The 23106-nt window shown below is 73.5% G+C and carries 16 protein-coding genes and 2 pseudogenes; 10 read left to right on the top strand and 8 right to left on the bottom strand.

Features of this window, described 5'->3' with window-relative positions; genetic code table 11:
• Window positions 1-13: 13 nt before the first annotated feature.
• Window positions 14-664, bottom strand: a complete 651-nt coding sequence (locus ACTWJ9_RS23290; protein WP_279336204.1) for a DUF4360 domain-containing protein — start codon at window positions 662-664, stop codon at window positions 14-16.
• Between the two features lie 390 nt (window positions 665-1054).
• Between ACTWJ9_RS23290 and ACTWJ9_RS23285 the strand changes: the two genes are divergently transcribed.
• Window positions 1055-3925 (top strand): glycoside hydrolase family 35 protein, encoded by a 2871-nt coding sequence (locus tag ACTWJ9_RS23285; RefSeq protein ID WP_387040958.1) that lies wholly within the window; start codon window positions 1055-1057, stop codon window positions 3923-3925.
• Between the two features lie 79 nt (window positions 3926-4004).
• Here the strand turns inward: ACTWJ9_RS23285 and arfA are convergent, their stop codons facing one another.
• The 3 genes and pseudogenes from arfA to ACTWJ9_RS23270 all read right to left on the bottom strand — a co-directional run.
• Window positions 4005-5519: an arabinosylfuranosidase ArfA gene (arfA, locus tag ACTWJ9_RS23280; RefSeq protein ID WP_279338067.1), complete on the bottom strand. Its 1515-nt coding sequence runs from the start codon at window positions 5517-5519 to the stop codon at window positions 4005-4007.
• Between the two features lie 56 nt (window positions 5520-5575).
• Window positions 5576-5686, bottom strand: a pseudogene (locus ACTWJ9_RS23275) (carbohydrate ABC transporter permease); the annotation flags it as partial.
• Window position 5687: 1 nt separating this feature from the next.
• Window positions 5688-5922: pseudogene (locus tag ACTWJ9_RS23270) on the bottom strand (extracellular solute-binding protein); the annotation flags it as partial.
• A gap of 399 nt (window positions 5923-6321) precedes the next feature.
• Here ACTWJ9_RS23270 and ACTWJ9_RS23265 point away from each other — a divergent pair.
• From ACTWJ9_RS23265 to ACTWJ9_RS23255, 3 genes are read left to right on the top strand one after another with little or no spacing between them, the layout of a single operon-like run.
• Window positions 6322-6840, top strand: a complete 519-nt coding sequence (locus ACTWJ9_RS23265; RefSeq protein WP_279338066.1) for a toxin-antitoxin system, toxin component — start codon at window positions 6322-6324, stop codon at window positions 6838-6840.
• A 3-nt stretch (window positions 6841-6843) separates the two neighbouring features.
• Window positions 6844-8046: an MAB_1171c family putative transporter gene (locus tag ACTWJ9_RS23260; protein WP_387040961.1), complete on the top strand. Its 1203-nt coding sequence runs from the start codon at window positions 6844-6846 to the stop codon at window positions 8044-8046.
• Window positions 8043-9476: an FAD-dependent monooxygenase gene (locus ACTWJ9_RS23255; protein ID WP_387040964.1), complete on the top strand. Its 1434-nt coding sequence runs from the start codon at window positions 8043-8045 to the stop codon at window positions 9474-9476. Before ACTWJ9_RS23260 ends, ACTWJ9_RS23255 begins: the two co-directional genes overlap by 4 nt.
• 212 nt (window positions 9477-9688) lie before the next feature.
• On the opposite strand, the gene ACTWJ9_RS23250 is transcribed toward ACTWJ9_RS23255, so the two are convergent.
• The 4 genes from ACTWJ9_RS23250 to ACTWJ9_RS23235 form a co-directional block, all read right to left on the bottom strand.
• The gene (locus ACTWJ9_RS23250; RefSeq protein WP_387040967.1) at window positions 9689-10549 is read right to left on the bottom strand and encodes an SMP-30/gluconolactonase/LRE family protein; all 861 of its coding nucleotides are present in this window, start codon (window positions 10547-10549) and stop codon (window positions 9689-9691) included.
• On the bottom strand, window positions 10546-11319 hold the full coding sequence (locus ACTWJ9_RS23245; RefSeq protein ID WP_443294724.1) for an IclR family transcriptional regulator: 774 nt from the start codon (window positions 11317-11319) through the stop codon (window positions 10546-10548). Before ACTWJ9_RS23245 ends, ACTWJ9_RS23250 begins: the two co-directional genes overlap by 4 nt.
• A 153-nt stretch (window positions 11320-11472) precedes the next feature.
• Window positions 11473-12720 carry a helix-turn-helix domain-containing protein gene (locus tag ACTWJ9_RS23240; protein WP_279336198.1) on the bottom strand — a complete coding sequence of 416 codons (1248 nt, stop codon included), beginning with the start codon at window positions 12718-12720 and terminating at the stop codon, window positions 11473-11475.
• Entirely contained in the window at window positions 12717-12875 is a 159-nt protein-coding gene (locus ACTWJ9_RS23235) for a hypothetical protein (RefSeq protein WP_387039250.1), read from the bottom strand. The genes ACTWJ9_RS23240 and ACTWJ9_RS23235 overlap by 4 nt, the downstream gene beginning before the upstream one ends.
• 252 nt (window positions 12876-13127) lie before the next feature.
• On the opposite strand from ACTWJ9_RS23235, the gene ACTWJ9_RS23230 reads away from it, so the two are divergent.
• The 6 genes from ACTWJ9_RS23230 to ACTWJ9_RS23205 all read left to right on the top strand — a co-directional run bounded on the left by ACTWJ9_RS23230 (window position 13128) and on the right by ACTWJ9_RS23205 (window position 23100).
• Complete coding sequence (locus ACTWJ9_RS23230; protein WP_279336196.1) at window positions 13128-14099, top strand: DUF3068 domain-containing protein; 972 nt, start codon at window positions 13128-13130, stop codon at window positions 14097-14099.
• Window positions 14100-14605: 506 nt separating this feature from the next.
• Entirely contained in the window at window positions 14606-15796 is a 1191-nt protein-coding gene (locus ACTWJ9_RS23225) for a glycosyltransferase family 4 protein (RefSeq protein ID WP_279336195.1), read from the top strand.
• Between the two features lie 71 nt (window positions 15797-15867).
• Window positions 15868-16620 carry a class I SAM-dependent methyltransferase gene (locus ACTWJ9_RS23220; protein WP_279336194.1) on the top strand — a complete coding sequence of 251 codons (753 nt, stop codon included), beginning with the start codon at window positions 15868-15870 and terminating at the stop codon, window positions 16618-16620.
• Window positions 16617-21044 carry an alpha-(1->3)-arabinofuranosyltransferase domain-containing protein gene (locus tag ACTWJ9_RS23215; RefSeq protein WP_279336193.1) on the top strand — a complete coding sequence of 1476 codons (4428 nt, stop codon included), beginning with the start codon at window positions 16617-16619 and terminating at the stop codon, window positions 21042-21044. The genes ACTWJ9_RS23220 and ACTWJ9_RS23215 overlap by 4 nt, the downstream gene beginning before the upstream one ends.
• A complete protein-coding gene (locus ACTWJ9_RS23210; protein WP_279336192.1) occupies window positions 21041-22330 on the top strand; it encodes a condensation protein in 1290 nt (429 codons plus the stop codon). Before ACTWJ9_RS23215 ends, ACTWJ9_RS23210 begins: the two co-directional genes overlap by 4 nt.
• Window positions 22327-23100 carry a class I SAM-dependent methyltransferase gene (locus ACTWJ9_RS23205; protein ID WP_443294723.1) on the top strand — a complete coding sequence of 258 codons (774 nt, stop codon included), beginning with the start codon at window positions 22327-22329 and terminating at the stop codon, window positions 23098-23100. The genes ACTWJ9_RS23210 and ACTWJ9_RS23205 overlap by 4 nt, the downstream gene beginning before the upstream one ends.
• Window positions 23101-23106 lie beyond the last annotated feature (6 nt).

Raw genomic sequence — 23106 nt, 5'->3', positions numbered from 1 at the left:
CGAGCCTCGCAGGTCAGGAGGCCGGGCACTCCTTCCAGGCCATGTGGTAGGTGGTGCTGATGTCCCCGTCGGTGGAGTCCATGGTCATGAAGCTGACCTTGTCGGGGGATTTGGTGCCCGCGCTGACGCGCAGTTCGGTGTTGATGTTGAAGTTGCGCAGGACACCGCAGGGGGCGTAAACGAGCTGGGCCCAGTCGGTGGTGTCCGTGGCCTGCCAGTTGTCGTCGTGGGGGCCGTCGTAGACGTGGGTGCGGTACTCCGTGTTCGGGGAGCCCTGGAAGTAGTACGACGCCCGCTGGGTGCCCTTCGCGCCGGGCTGGAGGGCGGCGAAGCCGCGGTAGTCGGCGCTGGCGATGGCGTAGGTGAAGCCCTGGGGGACGTGGACGACGAGGCTGAGCTGGCAGTTCTTGCGGGATGCCGTGGGGTCGGAGGTGCCGCCCGCCTGGGCGAGGTAGTCGCTGTAGGTCACGGTGAACGCGGTGTTGTCCTCGGAGACGGCGACTGCGGCCGTGCCCTTGGGACAGCCGGAGCCGTTCACCGTGGCGATGTCGATGACGATCTTGTCCGAGGGCGGGTCGTCGAACACGGAGGACGGGTTGTGCGCGGGTGTCGCGGCGGTGAGCAGCGCGGCCACCGCGCTGCCGAGAAGCAGGCCACCAGCCATGGTTCTCCCTATTCGGTCGGTGGGGGGTGGATGCGACGTCGTACGCGTGTCGCCTTCTCTTTCGTTGAAACGTCATGCACCTGACAAGAAAGCGGGCGCACGACCCCCGGCCCTCGTGAAGGAGGCATGAAGGTGACGTGAAGGCCGGGAGCGCTCGCATCGTACGCAGCGCGGTGGCCGGCGGGCAGGACGAACTTTGGCCATTCGTCCCGTACGGACCGGCGGAGCGTTCACAGGGGAGAGGGAAAGAGAACGGCCCGCCCGAGCCCCACCGGCCTCACTCGTACCGGGCGAAACCGACGTACCGGGAACCTCGTGTGAACAGCGGCGGGCCGATCCGTAGACAATGGCCCACCAGGAGCACAAGCAGCACACCAGGAGGCGGCTCCCTTGGAGCTCAGCAGGCGTACCTTCACCGCGCTGGCCGGAACGGCGGCGCTCGGCCTCGCGCTGACCGGCAGCAGGGCGGCGACCGGCACGCACCCGGCGCAGGCCGTTCCGACGGGCCCGCCGCCCGCCGCGCCGCGCGCGGACGGCAAGCGGCACGAGGTCGGCTTCGACCGGTACTCGCTGCTGGTCGACGGCCGGCGGCTGGTGCTGTGGTCGGGCGAGATGCACCCCTTCCGGCTGCCGAGCCCGTCGCTGTGGCGGGACGTGCTGCAGAAGCTGCGCGCCCACGGGCACAACGCGGTCAGCGTTCCCGTCCCCTGGAACCTCCACTCCCCCGCGCCCGGCCGGCACGACTTCACCGGTGTGCGGCACCTGGACCTGTTCCTCACCATGGCCGCCGAGGAGCGGCTGTACGTCGTCCTGCGCCCCGGGCCGTACCTGGGATCCGCCGATCTGGACGCCGGTGGCCTCCCCGGCTGGCTGAGGGCCGCCGAGGGGGTGGCCGCCCGGACCGTGACCGCCCGGACCGCGGACCCGGCGTATCTGCGGCACGTGGACGAGTGGCTGGGCGCGGTCGACGCCATCGCCGTCCGGCACCTGTTCACCGGCGGCGGCGGCACGGTGCTGCTGTACCAGTTCGAGGACCGGTCCCCCGGAGCGGACGGCGGCGCCCACCTGTCCCGCCTCCGCAGGAAGGTGCGCGCCGACGGGATCGACGTACCGCTGTTCCACGACGACGGCCGTGCGGACGGACCCCGGACGCCCGGGTTCGCCGCCGGGACGGCCGTGGGTGCCTCCGACCCCTGGGGCGGGGTCTCCTCCGGCGGCCGGGGGTACGCCGGGGTGCGCGAGAAGTGGGACCCGGCGCACGAGCGGAGCGGCCTCCTCACCCGGCTCGCCACCGGGGTCACCGCGCACACCGTGCGCATGGCGGCCGGCGGGACGTCCTGGGGGTGGCTGTCCTCGCCCGACGTGTACACCTCGTACGACTACGGGGCCCCGATCGACCAGGCCCGCCGGCCCACCTCCAAGCTGGCCCCGCCGCAGCAGCTCGGGCACCTGCTGCGGACCGTGCCGGACCTCGCCCGGCTGGAGCCGGCCGGCGAGGTGCGGGCGAAGGACGACCGGCTGAAGGTCCATCACCTGGCCAATCCCGACACCGACGCCCAGGTGTACGTCCTGCGCAACGACTCTGCCGAGCAGGTCACCTCCGCGCTGCCGGGCACCGGGATCGAGGTGCCCGTGACGGTCGGGGCGCGGGACGCCAGACTGCTCGTCACCGGGCTGCGGCTGGGGCGGCGGAAGCTGGCGTTCTCCACCGCGCAGCCGCTGTTCCGGCTGGCCGTCGGGCGGCAGGACATCGCCGCGTTCGTGGGCCGGGCCGGTGAGACGGCACAGGTCTCCCTCGCCTGCGACGTCCAGCCGCTCACCAACCGGCTGGATCCCGAGCCCGCCTGGTCCTACGCCCAGGGCCGGCTGAACGTGGTGACGCCGCTGGGGGTGGGCGGGCTGAGCCGGGTGCTGGTCGAGAACGGCGACTCGACGACGCCCATGCTGCTGCTGTTCGCCGACGACGCGACCGCGCTGCGGCTGTGGCCCCACGAGACCCCGTCCGGCCCGCTGCTGGTCCACGGTCCGGCGCTGCTGCGCTCGGCCACGCTGCAAGGCGCCACCGTCCACCTCACCGGCGACGTCGCCGGTGAGACCGGCCTGGAGGTGTGGGCGCCGCGCGGGGTCACCGCCGTGACCTGGAACGGGCAGCCGGTGCGCACCACGGCCAGCCGAGCCGGGAGCCTGGTGATGAAGGGGCTGCTGCCGGCCACGCCCGCGCCGTCCCTGCCCGCGCTCGACGGCTGGCGGCGGCGGACGGAGAACCCGGAGGCCGAGCCGGACTTCGACGACGCGCGGTGGACGGCCGCCGACCGCACCGCCTCCCGCGGCGGCGCTCCCGTGCCCGAGGGACGGCCCGTGCTGTCCGCGGACGACTACGGCTTCCACTACGGCGACGTCTGGTACCGGGGACGCTTCGAGGACGCGCGCGGCATCACCTCGGTGTCCCTGTCGTACCGCACGGGGACGCAGGGGCTGCTGATGGCCTGGCTGGACGGGCAGCCGCTGGGCACGCACCGCATGCCGGTGCCGGACGAGGACACGGTGGGCCGGGGCACCTGGACCGCCACGGCCGCCTTCGCCGTGCCCGAGCGGCTGCGCGAGCGGGGCGGACGGGTGCTGTCCGTGCTGGTACGGCCGATGCAGCAGGCCGCTCAGGAAAGCACCGCCGACGACGGCGGGCCCGGGAGCGGGGGCGGGGAGGCGGACGGTGCGTCCGGGGCCGGGCGCGGGCTGACCTCCGTCGCCTTCGAGGGCGCCTCCCGGGAGATCGGCTGGCGGATCCAGGGGGCGGGGACGCCGGACCGGGTGCGGGGGGCGCTGAACAACGGCGGGCTGTACGGGGAGCGCGAGGGCTGGCATCTGCCGGGCCACGACGACCGGGACTGGGAGCCCGTGGACCTTCCGCGCGAGGACCGGCGGCAGGGGGTGGCCTGGTACCGGACGGACTTCCGGCTGGACGTCGATCCGGACGTGGACGGGTCGATCGGTCTCGTCCTCGAGGACGGGCCGGAGCGCGCCTACCGCGTCCAGATCTTCCTGAACGGCTGGAACATGGGCCAGTACATCAACGATGTGGGCCCGCAGCACACCTTCGTGCTGCCGAACGGGATCCTCCGCACACGGGGGTCCAACACACTGGCCCTGGCGGTGCTGTCCGACGGGACCACACCCGCCGGCCTGGGTGAGGTGCGGCTGACGCTGCTGGGCGCGGTGCGCGGCGGGGTGCCGGTGGAGCCGGTGGAGTCCCCGGGGCGGTGACCCACCGCCCCGGCGGCCCCTCCGGCGGCCCCCTTCGCCATGTTCGTCATGTTTCGTCGTGTTCGTCACGCCGTCGGGCTCAGGCCAGCCGGATCACGTTCCAGGACAGTGGTTCCAGTACGGCGGTGAGCCGCCCGTCCGCCAGGTCCGTGCCCTCGGCCGGGTGCGGGGTGACCCGCTCGGGTTCGTCGAGGGTGTTGCGGGCGTCGGGGTCGGCGTCCGCGAGGACGCTGTGTTCCACGACCGTGGTGAGGCCGAGGCCGCCGAGGGCGATCTCCAGGGGCAGCGCACCGGTGCGGCTCCGGTTGACGGCGAACACGGTGACCGTGCCGTCGTCGGCGCGTACGGCGGTGGCGTGCAGCAGGTCGGCGGTGCCGTACCGGGCCGTCTCGTACGTCGGTGAGTCCACCCGGACGTCGAGGACCTCGCCCCTGCCGTACCGGGAGGCCTGCGCGAACGGGTGGAACGTCGTCTGGCGCCAGGCGGGGCCGCCCGGCTCGGTCAGGATCGGCGCAATGACGTTGACGAGCTGGGCGAGGCAGGCGATCTTGACCCGGTCGGCGTGCCGGAGCAGGGCGATGAGCAGCGAGCCGAACACGACGGCGTCGGTGACGCTGTAGTGGTCCTCCAGCAGGCGCGGCGCCTCGGGCCAGTCGTCCTGCGCGAAGGTCTCCGCCTGTTCCTGCCAGCGGGACATGTACCAGACGTTCCACTCGTCGAAGGAGAGGGTGATCTTCTTCGTGGACTTGAGCTTCGCGCCGACGTGGTCGCAGGTGGCGACGGTGTCCTCGATGAAGGACTCCATGTCGACGGCGGAGGCGAGGAAGGAGTCGAGGTCGCCGTCGTGCGGCTCGTAGTAGGCGTGCAGGGAGATGTGGTCGACCAGGTCGTAGGTCTCGGTGAGGACCGTCGCCTCCCAGGCGGCGAAGGTCGGCATGGAGCGGCCCGAGGAGCCGCAGGCGACCAGTTCGACGCCGGGGTCCTGCTGGCGCATGGCGCGGGCGGTCTCGGCGGCGAGGCGGCCGTACTCCTCGGCGGTCTTGTGGCCGGTCTGCCAGGGGCCGTCCATCTCGTTGCCCAGGCACCACAGCCGGATGCCGAAGGGGTCCTTGTCGCCGTGCGCGGTGCGCAGGTCGGACAGGGCGGTGCCGGCGGGGTGGTTGGCGTACTCCTGGAGTTCGAGGGCCTCGGTGACGCCCCGGGTGCCGAGGTTGACGGCCATCACGGGCTCGGCCTGCGGGCCGATCTTCCGCAGGAAGGAGATGTACTCGGACAGGCCGAAGCGGTTGGTCTCGGTGGAGTGCCAGGCGAGGTCGAGGCGGCGCGGGCGGTCCTCGGCGGGGCCGACGGAGTCCTCCCATCGGTAGCCGGAGACGAAGTTGCCGCCGGGGTAGCGGACCGCGGTGACGCCGAGTTCGCGGACCAGGTCCAGGACGTCGGTGCGCAGGCCGTCGGCGTCGGCGGCGGGGTGGCCGGGTTCGTGGATGCCGGTGTAGACGCAGCGGCCGAGGTGTTCGACGAAGGAGCCGAAGAGGCGGGGGTCGACCGGGCCGACGGTGAAGGCGGGGTCGAGGGTGAAGCGGGCGGTACGCATCTTTTCCTTTCGGAGGTTCGCCGGTGCGGGTGCCGGTGCCGGTACGGCGGAGGACGTCACTGGCCGGCGAGGCCGGTGTGCGCGACGCCCGCCACGATCTGGCGCTGGAAGAAGACGAAGACGACGATCAGCGGCAGGCTCGCCACGAGGCCGCCGGCCATCAGCTGAGGTGGAGTCCTTCACGTCGATGCCGGGGTGGTCCTTCCGGAAGGCGTCCAGCATCGCGATCATGTTGTAGCCGTCGCCGCCGCTGAAGAGGTTCCAGTACCGCACCCGTGTGCCGGCGTCGGAGGTCAGGGCGTCCGACGCCGGTGCCGAGGGCCGCGAAGCCGAAGCTGCCCGCGACCGTCAGGCCGCCCGCCGCGGCCAGTAAGTGCCTGCGATTCAGGCCAGGTCGTCCCATGCCCTGCCCCATCTGTCGGGATCTCGTGGTCGGAGGAGTCACGCCCGCACGGGCCGCACCTCGCACAGCTTGTTCGATATATCGAATGACGCCCGTAACTTCGAACGGACCGTAAGGGCCGGGCGGGGACACGTCAATGGTTCGGACAAGAACTCGGGGTCCGGAAGGGCGGCGGCTTCTCGCATCACCCGGCCGAAGAGCGCTGCCCGCCCCTAAAGTGAGGGGGGTTCGTACAATTCAGCGACTCACGTGGCACAGGGGGTGACGCGCGTGGAGCACCGGTGCCGGCGGCGGGAGGGTGAAGTGCGCCGCCGGCCGCGTCGCGGCGTGCGTCGTCCCGCCGCCGACCCGTCCGACGTCATCAGCCACCCGGGGAGAGAAGTGAGCACCAAGGGCGCCATGCGCAGGCTCCGCGACGATCTGGTGGAGGCTCTCGAGGGTCTGGCCAGGCCGTCGACCCCCGTGGAGCTGTTCGACACCCTGTGCGCCCGGCTCACGAGGCGTCGCGGCAGACCGGTGGAGTACCGCCTGGTGACATTCCCGCCGGGCACGGCCAGCGGACTGTACCTGGACATGGCGGACCGGGACCTGATCTGCGTGCAAGAGAACACCAGTCCCTGGCACCAGGTGGTCATCTTCGGGCACGAGGCCTGGCACATGGTCGCCGGTCACGCCGGCCGGCACGAGCCCGGTCCCGCGGTCGCCGCGCGTCTGCTGGCGGACGAGGCCGACCTGGCAGCCGCTCTCCAGGTGGCGGCACGCACCGACTTCGACCGGAACGAGGAGTCCGACGCCGAGTTGTTCGGCCTGACCCTCGCGGGCCGCCTGCGCGGCTGGCTGGAGGACGCGGACACGGTGGCACCGCGCAGCGAGCTGGCGCGGCGCATCCAGGCATCGCTCGGACACCGCCGGGGCTGACGCGTGCGGAACTCCGACTACTACCTTCCCGCCATCGCCCTCGGCATCGCCTTCGTCGTCAAACTCCCGGCTCTGCGGCGGGGTTGGCGCGATCCGCTGGTGCGTTCCGCCCACTTCCTGCTCTTCACCGCGGGCGTCTGCTTCTTCTTCGCCGCCCCGCCCACCATCGTCACGGTCAACGACCTCACGGGCATCCCGAACTTCTCGGGCCCACTGGTCTACTCCATCATGTGCGCCTTCAGCTGCGCCTGTCTGGTGCTGATCGTCAACTGGCGCGGCGGACCGCCGGAGACGATCCGGCGTCACTCCCGGCGGTGGATCGCCGGCTACACGGCGGTCATCGTCGCCCTTCCCGTGTTCTTCGCGCTGGGGGACGCTCCCGTCGAGCGGCTCCGCGACCTGGACACCTACTACGCGACCACGCCCTTCCTCCGCGAGATGATCGTCACCTACCTCGTCGCCCACATCACCTCCGCCGCCGTCACGACGGCGCTGTGCCTGAGCTGGGCGCGGCAGGTGCAGCGGTGGCTGCGCGCGGGCCTGGTCGTCCTGGTCGTCGGGTTCGTGCTCAACCTGGTGTTCGGCATCGCCAAGCTGTCCGCGGTCATCGGCCGGTGGAGCGGCCGCGACTGGGACGCCCTCAGCACGACGGTGGCACCGCCGATCGTCGCGGCGGGCGGCCTGATCGTGACCTTCGGGTTCCTGCTGCCGCTGCTGGGTCCGCAGATCAGTGGCCTGGTCCGGTGCTGGGTCAACTACGCGCGTCTGGGCGTACTGTGGCGGCTCCTGCGCACGCCGGGGAAACGGCGTGTGCTTCCGCGCATCCCGTGGTGGTCCGATCCCGACATGCGCCTGGCCGTGCGGGAGACCGCCATCCACGACGAACTGCTCGATCTTCAGCCGTACTTCGACGACCTCGTCCGGCAACGCGCCTACGACAGAGCGATCGAGAGCCGGCTGCCGGAGGAAGACGCGGATGTCGTGGGGGCGGCCGCCATGGTGGTCGCCGCGGTGGACGCGCGCTCCAGAGGTCCGCTGCGGGGGTCCGAGGAGGCCAGTGCCGCCGGAGCCCTGGCGCTGACCTCGATCCTCAGCTCAGAACGTGAGCGGCTCGTGCACCTGTCGCGCGCCGTGGAGTCCCCCTTGGTCGCCCCAGTCACCGCTGCGCGCCAGTTCGCAGCCTCTCCAGAGAGCAGTTCGTCATGACACCCCCTGACCGGACCGCCCGCAGTGCCGCACCCCGCCGTGCCGTGGTCATCGGCGGCGGAATGGCCGGCATGCTCGCGGCCGCCGCCCTGGCCGACGCCGCGGACGAGGTCACCGTCGTCGAGCGCGACGCCCTGCCCGTGGGGCCCGAGCCGCGCAGATCGCTTCCCCAGGCACGCCACGTGCACGTGCTGTGGTCCGGCGGCGCCCGGGCGTTCGAGCGGATCATGCCCGGCATCACGGACCGCTGGCTGGCGGCCGGGGCCCGGCGCATCCCCCTGCCGACCGGCCTGGTGTCGATGACCGCTCAGGGCTGGCTCAGGCGCTGGCCCGAGATGCAGTACATGATCGCGTGCACCCGCGACCTGCTGGACTGGGTGGTGCGCGAGCAGGTCCTGAGGATGCCGGCGGTGCGACTGCTGCAGGGACACGAGATGCGGGCCCTGGAGGGGACGGCCACCCGCGTGACCGGCGTGCGCGTACGGACGCCGGAGGGGAAGGAGCTGACCCTCGACGCCGATCTCGTCGTGGACGCCGGCGGCCGCGGGTCACGCGCCACACAGTGGCTGCGGGAGCTGGGCGTGGACGGCATCAGGGAGGCCGAAGTCGATTCCGGGCTGGTGTACGCCAGCCGCTTCTACCGGGCGCCCGCGGGCAGCGACGACTTCCCCATCGTCAACGTCCAGTCCGACCCCGGCGAGCCGGTGCCGGGCCGGACGGCGACGATCGTCCCCGTCGAGCGGGGCCGCTGGCTGGTGACCCTCTCGGGCACGCGGGGAGGTGAGCCGTCCCGCGAGCCCGACCGGTTCGAGTCCTTCGCCCGCTCGGTCCGGCACCCCGTGGTGGGCGAGCTGCTCTCGCTGACCACACCGCTCACGGAGGAGGTCACCGTCTCCCGCAGCACGGTCAACCGGCGCCGCTACTTCGAGCAGGCGCCCGCCTGGCCGGACGGGTTCGTCGTGGTCGGCGACTCGGTGGCCACGTACAACCCGCTCTACGGCCAGGGGATGGCGGTGGCCGCGCAGGGTCTCGTCGAGCTCGGCGCCGCGGTGGGCCGCAGCGGGCTCCGTGCCCCCGGACTCGCGCGCGAGGTCCAGCGCGCCATCGCCCGTCCCGCGGGCATCGCCTGGGAACTGGCCACCTCCCAGGACATCCTCTATCCCGGTGCGGTGGGCCGGCAGCCGCGGTCCGGGAGCGCGCTCGTGAACCGCTACGTCAACCGGCTGGTCCACGCCGCGACGGGCCGTGCCCAGATCACCCGGGCCTTCCTCGACGTCATCACGTTGTCCGACGCCCCCACCTCATGGGTGCGCCCGGACATCGTGGTGGGAGCTCTGCGCGGCCCGGGCCGAAAGCCCCTGACCTCGCCGCCGCTGACCGCGGAAGAACGGAGGACGGCGGCCGGCGGCCCGCGTGGCACGTCCGGGTGACCCTCTCCTGCTCGTGGCGGACCGCCGGGGCACGACGGCATGTCCGGCACGGCGGCGCCCGACCGGCTTCACTCGTCCCGCCCGCTGGCGGCACGCCGCTTCGAGCGGGGAGGTCGTCGATGGACCCGGGCCTCGCTCTCCGGGCTCCCGGGTTCCCGGCGCCGTGCCGGTGGCCGCCCCGGCCATCGGGCTGCCCGTGCCCCGCCGCGCCGTCAGCCCGCGAAGGCGGGCGGGGCGAGCCCCCTGCCCGCGTCCGGGACCACCAGGAGGGAGCCGGCGAGCGGGGGCGGGGAGGCCAGGCCCACGCGGGCCGTGGTGACGTACAGGTCGCTCAGGCCGGGGCCGCCGAAGGCACAGGCCGTGACGCGGGGCACCGGGAGTTCCACCACCCGGTCCAGGGCGCCGGACGGGGTGTAGCGGCGGACCGCGGCGCCGTCCCACAGCGCCACCCACACGCAGCCCTCGGCGTCCACGGTGAGGCCGTCGGGGAAGCCCGCGCCGTCCTCGATCACGGCCAGCGGGCGGCGGCCGGTGACCGAGCCGGAGGCCGCGTCGACGTCGAAGACGTCGATACGGCGGGTGGGGGTGTCGACGTAGTACATCAGGCGGCCGTCGGGGCTCCAGCCGGTGCCGTTGCTCACCGTCACGTCGTCGAGGACGGTCTCGGCCGTGCCGTCGCCGGTGACCCGGGTCAGGGTGCCGCCGCCGGTGGCCTCGTCGTAGCGCATGGTGCCGGCCCACAGCGTGCCGTCGGGGGCGACGGCGGCGTCGTTGCCGCGGCGGCCGGGGACGGGCTCGTGGCGCAGCCAGCGGAAGGTGTCGTCGGGGTCGAGCAGGCCGATCCCGTCACGCAGGTTGAGGACCAGGCCGCCGCCCGCGCGGGGCTTGACGGCGCCCACGTGCTGTTCGGTGCGGCGCAGGGTGCGCCGGCCGGTGGCCGGATCGTAGGTGTGGACACGGGAGTTCAGGATGTCGATCCACAGCAGCCGGCCGGTCGCCGGGTCCCAGGTGGGGCCCTCGCCCAGGACGGACTCCGCGCGGACCGCGACCTCGTAGGAGGTTGTGCCGGTCATGAGGTCCCCCGGTGGCCGAGCCGCTCGGACAGGTCGTCGGCGCCCTTGACGGCGAGCTGTTCCAGTTCGGTGCGGCGCCCCTCGCTCCAGCGGATCATCGGCACGGAGACGGACAGCGCGGCGACCACCTGCCCGGTGCGGTCACGGACCGGCGCGGCCACGCAGCTGACGTCCGGATTGGACTCGCGGCTCTCCACGGCGACGCCCCGGGCGCGGATCTGCGTGAGGGCCTCGCGCAGGGCGGCCGGGTCGGTGATGCTGTTGGGGGTCATCGCGGCCAGCTCGGCGTCGGCGGGCAGGCGCGCGGCGAGTTCCCGCTCGGGGAGGGAGGCCAGCAGCATCTTGCCCACCGAGGTGCAGTGGGCGGGCAGCCGGCGGCCGGCCGCCGACACCATCCGCACCGCGTGGGTGGAGTCCACCTTGGCGATGTAGATGACGTCGGTGTCCTCCAGGATCGCCACGTGCACCGTCTCGTCGCAGGTCTCGGCGACGGACCGGGCCACCTGCTGGCCCTCGGCGGCGAGGTCGAGGTGCTCGGCGTAGCGGGCGCCGAGCTGGTACGGCCGTACGCCGAGCCGGTAGCGGCCGGGCCGGCCGGTCACCGGCACGATGTACTTCCGCGCGGCGAGCGTGGTCACCAGTTCGTGCACGGTGGTGCGCGGCAGCTGGAGCCTGCGCACGATGTCGGGGGCGGAGAGCGTCCCGTCCCCGTCGAGGAAGAGCTCGAGGATGTCCAGAGCCCGGGTCACGGCTGGTACGAGGCGTCCCACGGTCGGCCCCCTCCCTGTCTGTCTCGGCCTGTTCGAGATATCAACAGGCGACCGGAATGACGAACACAGGCTAGCCATCCGGACTACCCCGGGCAATGGCCCACGGCACCCGGCGGGGTCGTGGTCCCACCGGGCGCCGTCGGGTACCGCCGGTCATCCCCGGGGTCGGGGTTCGCCCAGTTCGCCGCGGAGCCGCTGGGCGCGCAGGACCAGTTCCAGTTCGAAGCGGCGGTCCGGGTCGTCGATCTCGTCGCCCCACAGTTCGCGGATCTGCCGCAGCCGGTAGCGGACGGTCTGCGGGTGCACGCCGAGCCGGGCCGCCACCTCGGGTGCGCCGCCCCGGGTCTCCAGCCAGGCCAGCAGCGTCTCGGCGAGCCGCCGCCCGTTCGCGGGGGTGCAGTGGGCCAGCGGGGCGAGGCACTTGAGCGCGAGGTCGTCGATGAGTTCCTCGGGCTGGAGCAGCACCAGCGCCTGGGTGTGCCGGGTGCAGTCCAGCACCTCGTCGGCGGGCAGCAGCCCGCGCTCCATCAGGAGCAGGGCCGCCTCGGCCCAGCGCAGCGACTTCGCCGCGTCGGCCGGCGGCACCGGCGGCCCGATCGCGCCGGACCAGCCGGTGAGCGCGCGGTGCAGCAGTTCGGGGCGGCCGGCCGCGTCCGGTTCGGGGACGATCATGCGGGGCTGCTCGTACTCCATGTCGAGCAGCACCTCCGGCCCCACGGCGGGCGCCACCGCCTCCCGGGCGGGGCGCCGCAGGACGCCCACCGCGACCTTCCCGGGCAGCGGCCAGCCGATGCGGGCGGCCCGCTCGGCGAGCGCCTCGGCCGGATCGCCCCGGTGGTGCTCGGTGAGCAGGAGCTCCATCAGCCGGCGCTGCAGCCGCAGCCGTTCGCCCGCCTGCCGGGCGGCGGCCTCGGCGTAGCCGCGGACGGACTGGTCGACCAGTCCGTCCAGGTACGCGTAGCCCGCGTCGGCGAGTTCGTACATCGCGGGCGGCGGGATGTCGATGCGCTGGCCGATCTCGGCGAGCCGCCGCCAGGCCATGCGGACCCCGAGCCGGTAGATCGCCTGGAGCGAGTCCAGCGACCGTCCGTGCAGGCCCTCACCGCGCCCGAAGTCGTGGAACAGTCCGGGCGGTGCCGTGGGACGGCCCGCCGAGTAGTCGGCGTGCTCCAGGTGCCGCACGAACACCTCGATGGCGCGGCGGATGCCGATGAGTGCCATCGGTTCGCCGGACTCGTCGAGCACGACGGGGAGTTCGGGGTACTCGCGCTGGATCTCGCCCATGATCTCCTCGGCGAGCGCCGGTGCCTCGGCCAGGGCGATCTCGGCGAACCGGTGCACCTGGGAGCGCGGGACGTCGCGCCAGGCGGAGCGGGCCGGGACGGTGACGGCCGCCGTCACCCGTCGGCTCCCTGACCGGCGTGCTCATAGGTGATCAACGGCGTGTTCGGCTGGTCGGGGGCGGCGTCGAGCAGCGCGACCACGCCCAGGGCCGCGCCCACGGCGAGGGCCGAGGCGAGCACGACCGTCAGCGCGGCGGCGAGCAGTCTGGACATCTCAGGGTCAGCCTCTCTGGTCGGAGGATTCCCCACCCCCCGAAAGCGCGTTCCGCCACCCTTGTCCGTCGCCCCCCAGTGTCGAGTGTGCATTGACACTCCGTCAAGGGGCGTTTACGGTTCCCGGCCCAGAGGGAGTTCGGTCCCGGCCCGCAGGGGGTGCCGGATGGCTCCGCCCCTCTCGCACGCGCGTTTTCCTCTACGGATCCGGCCTGTCAGCGCCGATCCGTCCCAAGCCTCTGGAGTGCCCGGATGCGCCGTACAGCCTCCCCCTTTTCCCTGGTCGTGCTCGGTCTCGGAACGTTTCTGCTGGTACTGGCCCCCCTGCTGGCCTGGTACGTGCAGCCACGTGCCGCGGTGAACCCGATCGACATCGACACCACCGCCGTCTACACCGGCCGGGGCAGTGTGTTCGACCTCGACCGGGTCGAGACCGTGCCGGGTCAGGCGATCACCGTCACCCAGCGGGTGCGCGGGAACGTCGAGGAGAGCGTGGACAGCGGGAACGCCGTGTGGGACGTGATCACCACGGTGGACACCGACGCCTCGCTGCCGGCCGCCGACCCGCACGACGCGCTGGACTTCTCCCCGCACCGCTGGGTGCTGGACCGCCGGACCACGAAGCCGGTCCACTGCTGCGAGGAGAAGCCCCGCATCGAGGGCGAGGCGTACCTCAAGTTCCCCTTCGACGTGCAGAAACGCTCCTACCAGTGGTGGGACAACACCCTCGGCGACACGGTCGTGATGCGCTACCGGGGCACCGAGAAGGTCCAGGGGTACACGGGGTACCGGTTCACCGCCTCGGTGCCGGCGACGAAGACCGGCACCCGGCTGGTGCCGGGCTCCCTCGTGGACGCGCCGGACCGCCCGCAGGTGCTGGCCGAGGAGTGGTACGCCAACCACGGCCTCGAGCTGGTCGTGGACCAGGCCACCGGCCGGGTGATCTATGCGCAGACCGGCCCGCGGCGTACCCTGCGGGCGCCGGGCGGGGACGAGGACGCGGCGGTGCTGCTGGACGCGGAGAAGCTCGCGTTCACGACCGGGACGCAGAAGGAGGCCGTGCGGCAGGCGAAGCGCGACAGCGGGCAGCTGCGCATGGTGGGGCAGACCCTTCCGGCCGGCGCGGGCGTGGCGGGATTCGTGCTCGCGGTGACCGGCGGGATTCTGGTGGCACGTGGACGGAAGGAAGACGAACGTCCCGGTTTGCCCGGTACTGCTCGGTAGACACTCACGAACCGAAGTGACGTGCGAGTCGACCGGGATCGAAATTGTCATCCCGGTGAGTAGCCCTGGGGGACGTCTGGGCGAAAACTGTCCATCCCCACCCCGCGCACACGCCACACACAGTCCACGCCCAGGGGGAGCCCGCGTGCTCTCCCGAGGCATTCGAGTTCCTGCCGACGCCGCCCTGCCCGTCCGAATTCCGCCCCGTTCCGCGCCACCACGTTCCGCACCCCCTGCGCCTCGTGACGCTCCCCGTATCGCCGAACTTCCCGTACCTCCGAACTCCCCCGCACCTCCGACACTCCCCGTACCCCCGAACTCCCCCGCACCTCCGACACTCCCCGTACCCCCGAACTCCCCCGCACCTCCGACACTCCCCGTACCCCCGAACTCCGGACCTTCGATGCCGCCCGCGCTCGGCAGCACCGCCCGCGCCGCGCACCCCGGTCCGATCCGCACGTGTCCCGCGTACCCCACGCATGACCCCAAGACGAGTTGGAGCACCGATGCCCCAGCACGTACCGTCCTCTCCCCCGCTCCCTGCTCCTCTCGAACGGGGGAACCCCCGCCGCGCCGCGCTCCCCGGCGTGCCGCAGTCGCTTGTGGAGGTGCCCCCCGGCCCCCGCCGGATCGTCTTCCTCGCCCACCGCGACCTGGACAACCCCTCGGCCGGTGGCTCCGAGTTGCTGGTCGACCGGCTCGCCGACGGCCTGAGCCGCATGGGCCACCAGGTCACCCTGCTGTGCGGGGGCCCGGCGACCCCCGTCCGCGACTACCGCGTGGTGTCGGCGGGCGGTGCCTACAGTCACTTCCTGCGGGCCCGTTCCGCCTTCGCCCGCCGGGTCGGCGACTGCGATCTGCTGGTCGAGGTCTGCAACGGCATGCCGTACCTGGCGCCGATGTGGCACCGCGGGCCGACGCTGTGCCTGGTCAACCATGTGCACACCGACCTGTGGCGGATGCGGTTCGGCGGTCCGCTGGCCCCGGCCGCGCGGATCGGGCGCAGGCTCGAGCACTGGGCGCTGACCGGCGCCCGGCGGCACGGGCTGCTGGTCGCCGTCTCCCCGTCGACCGCGGACGCGCTGCACGGGATCGGCGTGCCCCGCGAGCGGATCAGGGTGGTGCACAACGGTGTGGAGGAACCCGGTCCGCGCACCGGGCGCTCTCCGGAGCCGCTCTTCGTGGCGGTGGGACGGCTCGTCGAGTACAAGCGGATCGATCTGCTGCTCCGGCTGTGGGAACGGGTGCGGCCGGTCACCGGCGGCCGGCTGGTGATCGTCGGCGACGGCCCCGAACGGGAACGCCTCGAACGCCTCGCCGGTCCCGGTGTCGAGTTCACCGGACACGTCTCCGAGGCGGAGAAGCACCGTCTGCTGTGCGCGGCCTGGCTGTTGCTGCACCCCTCCGCGGTGGAGGGGTGGGGGCTGGTCGTCACGGAGGCGGCCACCCGCGGGACCCCGACCGTCGCCTTCGACGTACCCGGGCTCAGGGATTCCGTGGTGGACGGCGAGACCGGCGTGCTGGCCCGCGGCGAGTCCTCGTTCGCGGCCGCCTGGTGCACGCTCGCCCTGTCCGGTGCCCGCCGGGAACTGATGGGCGAGGCGGCCGGGAACCACGCCGCCCGTTTCCGCTGGAGCCGCACGGTGCGGCAGTTCGGCGCGGTGGCGGCGGAGGCGGTGCGAAGTCACCGGCCATGAACGGCAGACATATGACTGACAGGGGCATGACCGAAGCAGGGCCGGGCGGCAGAGACAGGAGCGGCGAGGACATGAGCGGCAGAGGCAGGGCCGGCGTACCGAAGGACCCCTCCCCGCGCCGTTCCCTCGCCCTGTTCCGCGCCTTCATGCGGGAGCAGGACGACCCCGACGCCTGCTACGCGCTGCTCGCCCGGGACGCCGCCGACCAGGTCGAGGCGTACGACGGGCCCGTCACGGGCCGTGTCGTGGTCGACGTAGGCGGTGGCGGCGGGCACTTCACCGAGGAGTTCCGCCGCCGCGGCGCGGACGCCTTCCTCTTCGAGCCGGATCCGCGGGAGCTGGCCGGGAGACCGCCCGAGGGGACCGTCCTCGCGGACGGCTATCTGCTGCCGCTGCGCGACGGGGCCGCGGACGTGACGTTCTCGTCCAACGTCCTGGAGCACGTGGCCGATCCGCAGACCTTCCTCAGCGAACTGGTCCGGGTCACCCGGCCGGGCGGGCTCGTCTACGTGTCGTTCACCAACTGGCTGTCGCCGTGGGGCGGGCACGAATGGGCCCCGTGGCACTACCTCGGCGCCGAGCGGGCCCGCGCCCGCTACCGGCGCCGCACCGGCAGGCCCGCCAAGCACACGCTCGGCGAGAACCTCTTCCCGGTGCACATCGGCACCACCCTGCGGCAGGTACGCGACCGCGCCGACGTACGCATCGTCTCGGCGCGCTCCCGTTACTGGCCGTTCCTCACCGAGGCCGTGGTCAAGGTACCCGGCCTGCGTGAGTTCGCTACGTGGAACCTTCTCCTCATCCTCCGGCGGTGTCCCGAATGACGACCACGGTCCAGGCTCCCCCTCCGGCAGCCGTCCCCCGCACCGCGACCGCCGCGGACCCACCCCGGGGCCCGCGGTCGCGGCGCTGGCTGCTGGGCTTCTGGGCGGTGGTGTTCGCCCTCCTCCTGGCGGTGCAGCCGGGGCGGCAGACCTTCGACACCAAGCTGGGCGTCACCGTCGACCCGGGCCGGTTCCTGGCCGACCTGGGCCAGCTCTGGCAGGACCAGGGGTCGTTCGGCGGGGTCCACAACCAGTACGTCGGCTACCTGTGGCCGATGCTGCCGTTCTACTGGCTGGCCGACCTGGTGCGGCTCCCGGTGTGGCTGGCGGAGCGGCTGTGGCTGTCGCTGATCGTGTCGGTCGCGTTCTGGGGCGCGCTGCGCCTCGCGGAACGGCTGCGCGTGGGCAACGGGGCCTCCCGGCTGCTCGCGGCGACGGCGTACGCGCTGTGGCCGCTGTTCACGACGGTGATCGGCTCGACGTCGGCCGCCGCCCTGCCGGGCGCGCTGCTGCCGTGGGTGCTGCTGCCGCTGACGGACCAGCGGTACACGCCCCGGGTCGCGGCGTTGCGTTCGGCGCTGCTGGTCCCGTTCATGGGCGGGGTCAACGCGGCCTCGACGCTGGCGTCGCTGCTGCCCGTGGGCCTGTACCTGCTGTCCCGGCCGCCGGGGCCGCGCCGGTGGAAGCTGATCGCCTGGTGGGCGCCCGCGGTCGCGGTGGCGACCGCCTGGTGGTGGATCCCGCTGCTGCTGCTCGGCGTGTACGGCGAGAACTTCCTGCCCTACATCGAGACCGCGCGGACCACGACCGACACCATGTCGGCCACCGAGGCGCTGCGCGGGGCCGGGAACTGGGTGGGGTACCTGAACTTCGGTGAGGCGTGGCTGCCCGCGGGCTGGACGGTCGCCTCCTCGGTGCTCGTGATCGTCTGCTCGGCGCTCGCGGCCGGTCTGGGCCTGGCCGGGCTGGCCCGGCGGGACCTGCCGGAGCGGCGCTGGCTGGTGCTGACGGTGCTGGTGACGACACTGGTGCTGCTCGCCGGGTACGGCGGCGCGTTCGGCGCCCCGTTCCACTCGGCGGTGCAGGACTGGCTGGACGGCCCGTTGGCGCCGTTCCGCAACATCTACAAGTTCCAGACGGGCCTGGCGCTCGCCCTGGTGCTGGGCCTGGCCCACCTGGTGGGCACGGCCGCGCGGTCCCGGACGGCCTCGCGGTCCCGGACGGCCGAGGGTGCGCACGGGGTCCGGCGCCGGGCGCGGGGCGGGCGCTTCGCGCCGCTGGTCGCCGCGGTGCTGGTCCTGCCGGGGCTGATGTGGCCGTACCTCAACGGGTCGATCCTCGGCCCGGGTTCGTTCCGGGAGATCCCCACGTACTGGCAGGCCACGGCCGACTGGCTGGAGGAGCACTCCCCCGACTCCCGGGCCCTCGTGGTGCCGGCGACCGCGCACGGCATCCACACCTGGGGCTCGACCATCGACCAGCCGCTGGACGTGGTCGCCGGCTCCCGCTGGGCGCAACGCGATTACGTGCCGTTCGGCACCCCGGGCAACCGGCGGGCCATGGACGCGGTCGAGCAGGCCCTGCTGACCGGCGCCGAAGTCCCCGGACTCGCCGACTACTTGAGCCGGGCGGGCCTGTACTACGTGGTCGTCCGCAACGACCTCGACCCCGACCAGGTCGGGCAGGTGCCGACCGCGACGGTCAAGCGCACCCTGACACAGTCCGGGTACGAGCGGGTCACCGGACTCGGCCCGGTCTCGACCGGCGGAGTGATCGCGAACGGCACCCCGCTCCAGGTCGAGGGGCTGTACCCGCAGCAGCGGGCGGTGGAGATCTACCGCCCGACCGGCGCGGACGTCCGGCGTCCGGGGCAGGCCTCGCTGGCCCCGGTCGCCGACACCGCCGTGGTCTCCGGCGGCCCGGAGGCGCTGCTGCCGCTGGCCGGCGGACTGCGCGGCCGGCCGGCCGTGCTGACCGGCGACGGCCACCCCGGGCTCGGCACCCCGCCGGTGCAGGTGACCGGCGACGGGATGCGGTACGCGGACACCCGGTTCGGCCTGGTCAACTCCAACACGTCGTACACGTACACCCCGGACGAGCGCAACGCGCCCGACGCCGTGCAGGACGCGGGTGAGCGGCCGCACCAGATCCTTCCCAAGGAGGGCCTGAAGCACCAGACGGTGGCCGAACTGCGCGGCGCCCGCTCGGTGTCGGCGTCCTCGTACGGCAACTGGCTGTTCCATCTGCCGCAGTACGACCCGGTGAACGCCTTCGACGGCAACCCGGACACGGCCTGGGCGGAGGGCTCGGCCGGCTCGCCGGACGGGCAGTGGCTGCGGATCGCCTTCGAGGACGGCTACGACATGCCGGACTCCCTCGGCGTCATCCCGCTGCCGCAGGACGGTGTGCGGGCGGCGGCGACCAGGGTGCGGGTGGAGACGGAGCGGGGTGCGAAGACCAGTTTCCTCCAGGCGAACGGAACCAAGCAGGACGTCAAGGCGCCCGCGGGTGAGACGCGTTGGATGAAGCTGACGATCGTCGACTCGGTCTCGCGGCACAGCGGTCTGGGCGGCGCGGGCTTCTCCGAGATCGACCTGCCGGATGTGCGGGTGACCAGGCTGCTGCGGCTGCCCACCGACTCGGAGAAGTCGACCGCCGCCGCCCAGGTCGTCTCGCTGCACCGCTCGGCCGACCCGACCGGGCTGTCCCCCACGGGCACCGAGAACGGGCTGCACCGCCTGTTCACCACGGGCACGGCGGGCACCCACGAGGTCAAGGCGAGCGCGGTGGCCGTGCCGGGTGAGGCGCTGGACCGCCTGCTGTACGAGGTGGCGCCCGAGCAGCGGAACCGGATCACCGCCACCGCCGACTCCACCGCCCGCCTCGGCGCGGGCCTGACCGCGCGCAACCTCACCGACGGGGACCTGACCACCGCCTGGATCGCGGGCGACCGGCCGGTCGTCCATCTGAGCTGGGACGGCAAGCAGCCCGTCGGCGAGATCGTCCTGGCGGCCGCGGGGGGCCTGTCCACCCGGCCGACCGAGGTGCACATCAGCTCCCCGGACGGCGCGGCGATCGCGGGCGTCGACGACAACGGCATGGTCCGCTTCCCGGCGATCACCACGGACCGGCTCGACATCACGATCACCCGCACCGCACCGCTGACCCTGCACAACCCCGTCGTCGGCGAGGACCTGGACCTGCCGGTGGGCCTGACGGAGGTCTACGTCCCGGCACTCGACAAGTACCGCACCCCGCAGCCGTCCGCCGACCGGGAGTTCACCCTGGCCTGCGGCGAGGGACCGGTGCTGGCCGTCGACGGCCGGCTGCACGAGACCGGCGTCAAGGGCACGGTGGGGGACCTGGTGGAGCGGCGCCCGGTCGAGGTGACGCTCTGCCAGGAAGGCGTCGCCGAAACGGCGTTGGAGCTGTCCGCCGGCCGGCACCGGGTCGAGGCCGGTGACGCGGGCCCGCTGACCGTCACCGCCCTGACCCTGACCCGCGGCACCGTGCCGGACGCCTCGGCGGCCGGGCGCGAGCTGACCGTCGAGGACTGGCTGGGCGACCGGCGCGAGCTGTCGGTCGGCTCGGGTGCCGCCTCGTACCTCACGATGTACGAGAACCACAACAAGGGCTGGACGGCCACCCTGAACGGCGAGGAACTGACACCGGTGCGGCTGGACGGCTGGCAGCAGGGATGGCTGATCCCGGCGGGCGAGAGCGGCACCGTGAAGCTGTCCTACGGCCCCGCCACGCTGTACGACGCCGCGCTGATCGGCGGCGGCGTCGGGATCGCGGTGCTGATCGGGCTGGCGCTGTGGCGCCGCAGGGCCGAGAACCCCGCGAACCCCGAGAGCACCGAGAGCACCGACCCGCCGCAGTCCGCACCGCCGGCGCCCGGACCGTGGCTGGGCGCGGTGGCGCTGACACTGGCCGGCGTGGTGATCGCGGGCTGGTGGGCGCTGCTGGTCCCGGCGCTGGCGCTGCTCGCGTGGCGCAGGGCCGCCCTGCTGGTACCGGTGGCGCTGGCCGCCCTCGCGGGAGCGGGGATCGTGGCGGCCTTCGGAGCCGGGGAGCCGGCCGGAGCGGGCACGGGCGCTTACGGACACCTGGCCCAACTGATGGCACTGACCGGCCTGTTCGCGGCGCTGGTGAGCCTCGGCGGACCGGATTCCGGGCGCGCGGTCCGGGAGGACGGCTGGGAAGCCGGCCGGCCGGACGGAACCAGGACGGCCGAGTACGGACCCGGCGCCGCCGACGGTCCGGGGCACACCCCTGCGGGGCACGACACGGCCGTGCCGCCTCGCGTTCCGGTGCACTCGTCACCGCCCGGCCCCGAGGAGCCCACCCAGCGGCTTCCCCGCACGCAGGCGGCGGACGGCTCGGCGGGCGGCGGGCCGGCGGAAAGGGGATCGGCCGGATGACCGCACCCTTGCGTATCCCGTTCCCCGTGGTGGACGAGGTGTCCCGGCACTGCGTCCAGGACGAGGAACCGGAGACGGTGCACATCGAGGTGCACCTCCCCGGGGAACTGGAGCCCGGCCGCCTGCGCAAGGCGTTCCTGGAGGCCCTGCGCCGGCACCCGCGCATCCTCATGCGCGAGGCCCCGGGCCCCTGGTACCGGCGCCGCTACGAATGGGAGCTGACCGACGAGCCCGACGTGGAGGTGGTGAGCTTCGCGCCGCCGGGTCCGGGTGCCCTGCACGACGCCCGCACCCGCACCCTGACCCAGGCGCCCCCGCTCACCGCGTCCCCGCCGGTCCGGCTGGAGGTGGTGAACGCCCCGGGGACCACCGAGTCCGGCGGGGCGGGCGCCGCGCTGCTCCTCACCGTCAACCACACCGCGCTCGACGGCCCCGCCTGCCTGCGCGTCCTGGCCACCGCCGCCGAGATCTACGGCGGCAGGGACAACTCCGCCGCCGCACCGCCCGTACGGCGGCCCGAGCCCGCGCGGGCCGACGCGCCGGACGCGCCCTCCTCCTGGTCGCCGCCCGCCCGGGTGGCTCCCGGCACCCCGGACCCGGGCCACCGCACCGGCAACGGGCTGATCGTCTCCGAACTCCCGCTGCCGCACCGTCCCAAGGGAGCCCCGTACACCGTCAACGACCAGCTCATGGTCGCCACCGCCCTGACCCTCGCCCACTGGAACCGCGGACGCGGCGCCCGCCCGCGTCCGTTGCGCATCACCATGCCGGTGGACGACCGTCCCAGGGACGCCACGATGCCCATCGGCAACGGCACCCGGCTGGTCGAGGTCCCCTTCGCCCTCGCCGAGCTGGACACCTCCGACCTGCCCGGTCTGCTGCACCGCACCGCTCTGCGCACCCGCGCCCTGAAGTCCCTCTCCCGTCCCCAACTGGGCCACGGGGCCGACCTGCTGACCGCGCCCTGGGCTCCGGTCGCCGCCCGCCGGGTCCTCGCCCGCGCCCTGCGCAGGGCGGCGGCGCCCCTGCTGTCGACCACGCTGCTCAGCAACGTCGGCCGCATCCCGTACCCGCTGGACTTCGGCGAGGAGGCGGGCAGCGCCCGCGCGGTGTGGTTCTCGGCGCCGTCGCGGATGCCGCGCGGCCTCACCTTCACCACCGCCTCCACCGCGGGCCGGCTCCATCTGTCCGTGCGCTGGTCCCGGGCGCTGCTGGGGCAGGCGGACGGCGCCCACCTCCACGACCTCTTCGCGCACCATCTGCACTCCACGGAGGTGACCCCGTGACGACCGGCACGACCACCGCGACCACCACGCCCACGGCGTCCACCGCGTCGCCGCACCGCGACCTGCGCGACTTCTACGAGAACCCCGCCGTCCCCGTGGCCTCGGGCCCCTCCCGCAGCCTCCGCCAGGCCCGGATGCTGGCCGGGGCGCTCGGCCCGGCCGGGACCGGGGACGCACGGACGATCCTCGACATCGGCTGCGGCGACGGCTCCGCCGCGGCCACCGCCGCGCCTCTCCTGCACGGCCACCGGCTCGTCGGCGTCGACTGGTCCCAGGACGCCCTGACCCGGGCCCGCACCCGGCTGCCGTACGCGGTGCGCGGCGAACTCACCGACGGCGGACTGCCGTTCGCCTCCGGATCGGCCGACGCGGTGCTGTTCAGCGAGGTGCTCGAGCATCTCGTCGACCCGGACGCGGCCCTGGAGGAGATCCACCGGGTGCTGCGTCCCGGGGGCCATCTGATGCTGTCCACCCCCAATCTGGCCGCCTGGTACAACAGGGCGCTGCTGCTGGCCGGGGTGCAGCCGGTGTTCTCCGAGGTCAGCCTGCGCGGTATCCACGGCCGGCCGGGTTCGGAGGTGGTGGGGCACCTGCGGCTCTACACCGCCCGCGCGCTGCGGGAGTTCGTCGCCGCGTCCGGTTTCACCGTCGTACGCCTCGAAGGCGCCCCGTTCCACGGGGTGCCGCGTCCGCTGCGGATGCTGGACCGACTGGCCTGTGCCCGGCCACCGCTCGCGTCGATCCTGCTGCTGCACGCCCGTCGGTCGTAAGGGGGC

Origin of the sequence: Streptomyces sp. GDS52, from assembly GCF_052246875.1 — a bacterium.
Taxonomy (GTDB): Bacteria; Actinomycetota; Actinomycetes; order Streptomycetales; family Streptomycetaceae; genus Streptomyces; species Streptomyces cathayae.
The sequence above is the reverse complement of the archived record's forward strand: the minus strand, read 5'-3'. Positions and strand labels throughout refer to the sequence as shown.

Bases quoted from the DNA above. Each gene is read 5' to 3' on its own strand.
- ACTWJ9_RS23290 (WP_279336204.1), bottom strand. From the start codon at position 664: ATGGCTGGTGGCCTGCTTCTCGGCAGCGCGGTGGCCGCGCTGCTCACC.
- arfA (WP_279338067.1), bottom strand. From the start codon at position 5,519: ATGCGTACCGCCCGCTTCACCCTCGACCCCGCCTTCACCGTCGGCCCG.
- ACTWJ9_RS23250 (WP_387040967.1), bottom strand. From the start codon at position 10,549: ATGACCGGCACAACCTCCTACGAGGTCGCGGTCCGCGCGGAGTCCGTC.
- ACTWJ9_RS23265 (WP_279338066.1), top strand. From the start codon at position 6,322: ATGCGCAGGCTCCGCGACGATCTGGTGGAGGCTCTCGAGGGTCTGGCC.
- ACTWJ9_RS23235 (WP_387039250.1), bottom strand. From the start codon at position 12,875: ATGTCCAGACTGCTCGCCGCCGCGCTGACGGTCGTGCTCGCCTCGGCC.
- ACTWJ9_RS23210 (WP_279336192.1), top strand. From the start codon at position 21,041: ATGACCGCACCCTTGCGTATCCCGTTCCCCGTGGTGGACGAGGTGTCC.
- ACTWJ9_RS23255 (WP_387040964.1), top strand. From the start codon at position 8,043: ATGACACCCCCTGACCGGACCGCCCGCAGTGCCGCACCCCGCCGTGCC.
- ACTWJ9_RS23215 (WP_279336193.1), top strand. From the start codon at position 16,617: ATGACGACCACGGTCCAGGCTCCCCCTCCGGCAGCCGTCCCCCGCACC.
- ACTWJ9_RS23220 (WP_279336194.1), top strand. From the start codon at position 15,868: ATGAGCGGCAGAGGCAGGGCCGGCGTACCGAAGGACCCCTCCCCGCGC.
- ACTWJ9_RS23230 (WP_279336196.1), top strand. From the start codon at position 13,128: ATGCGCCGTACAGCCTCCCCCTTTTCCCTGGTCGTGCTCGGTCTCGGA.
- ACTWJ9_RS23225 (WP_279336195.1), top strand. From the start codon at position 14,606: ATGCCCCAGCACGTACCGTCCTCTCCCCCGCTCCCTGCTCCTCTCGAA.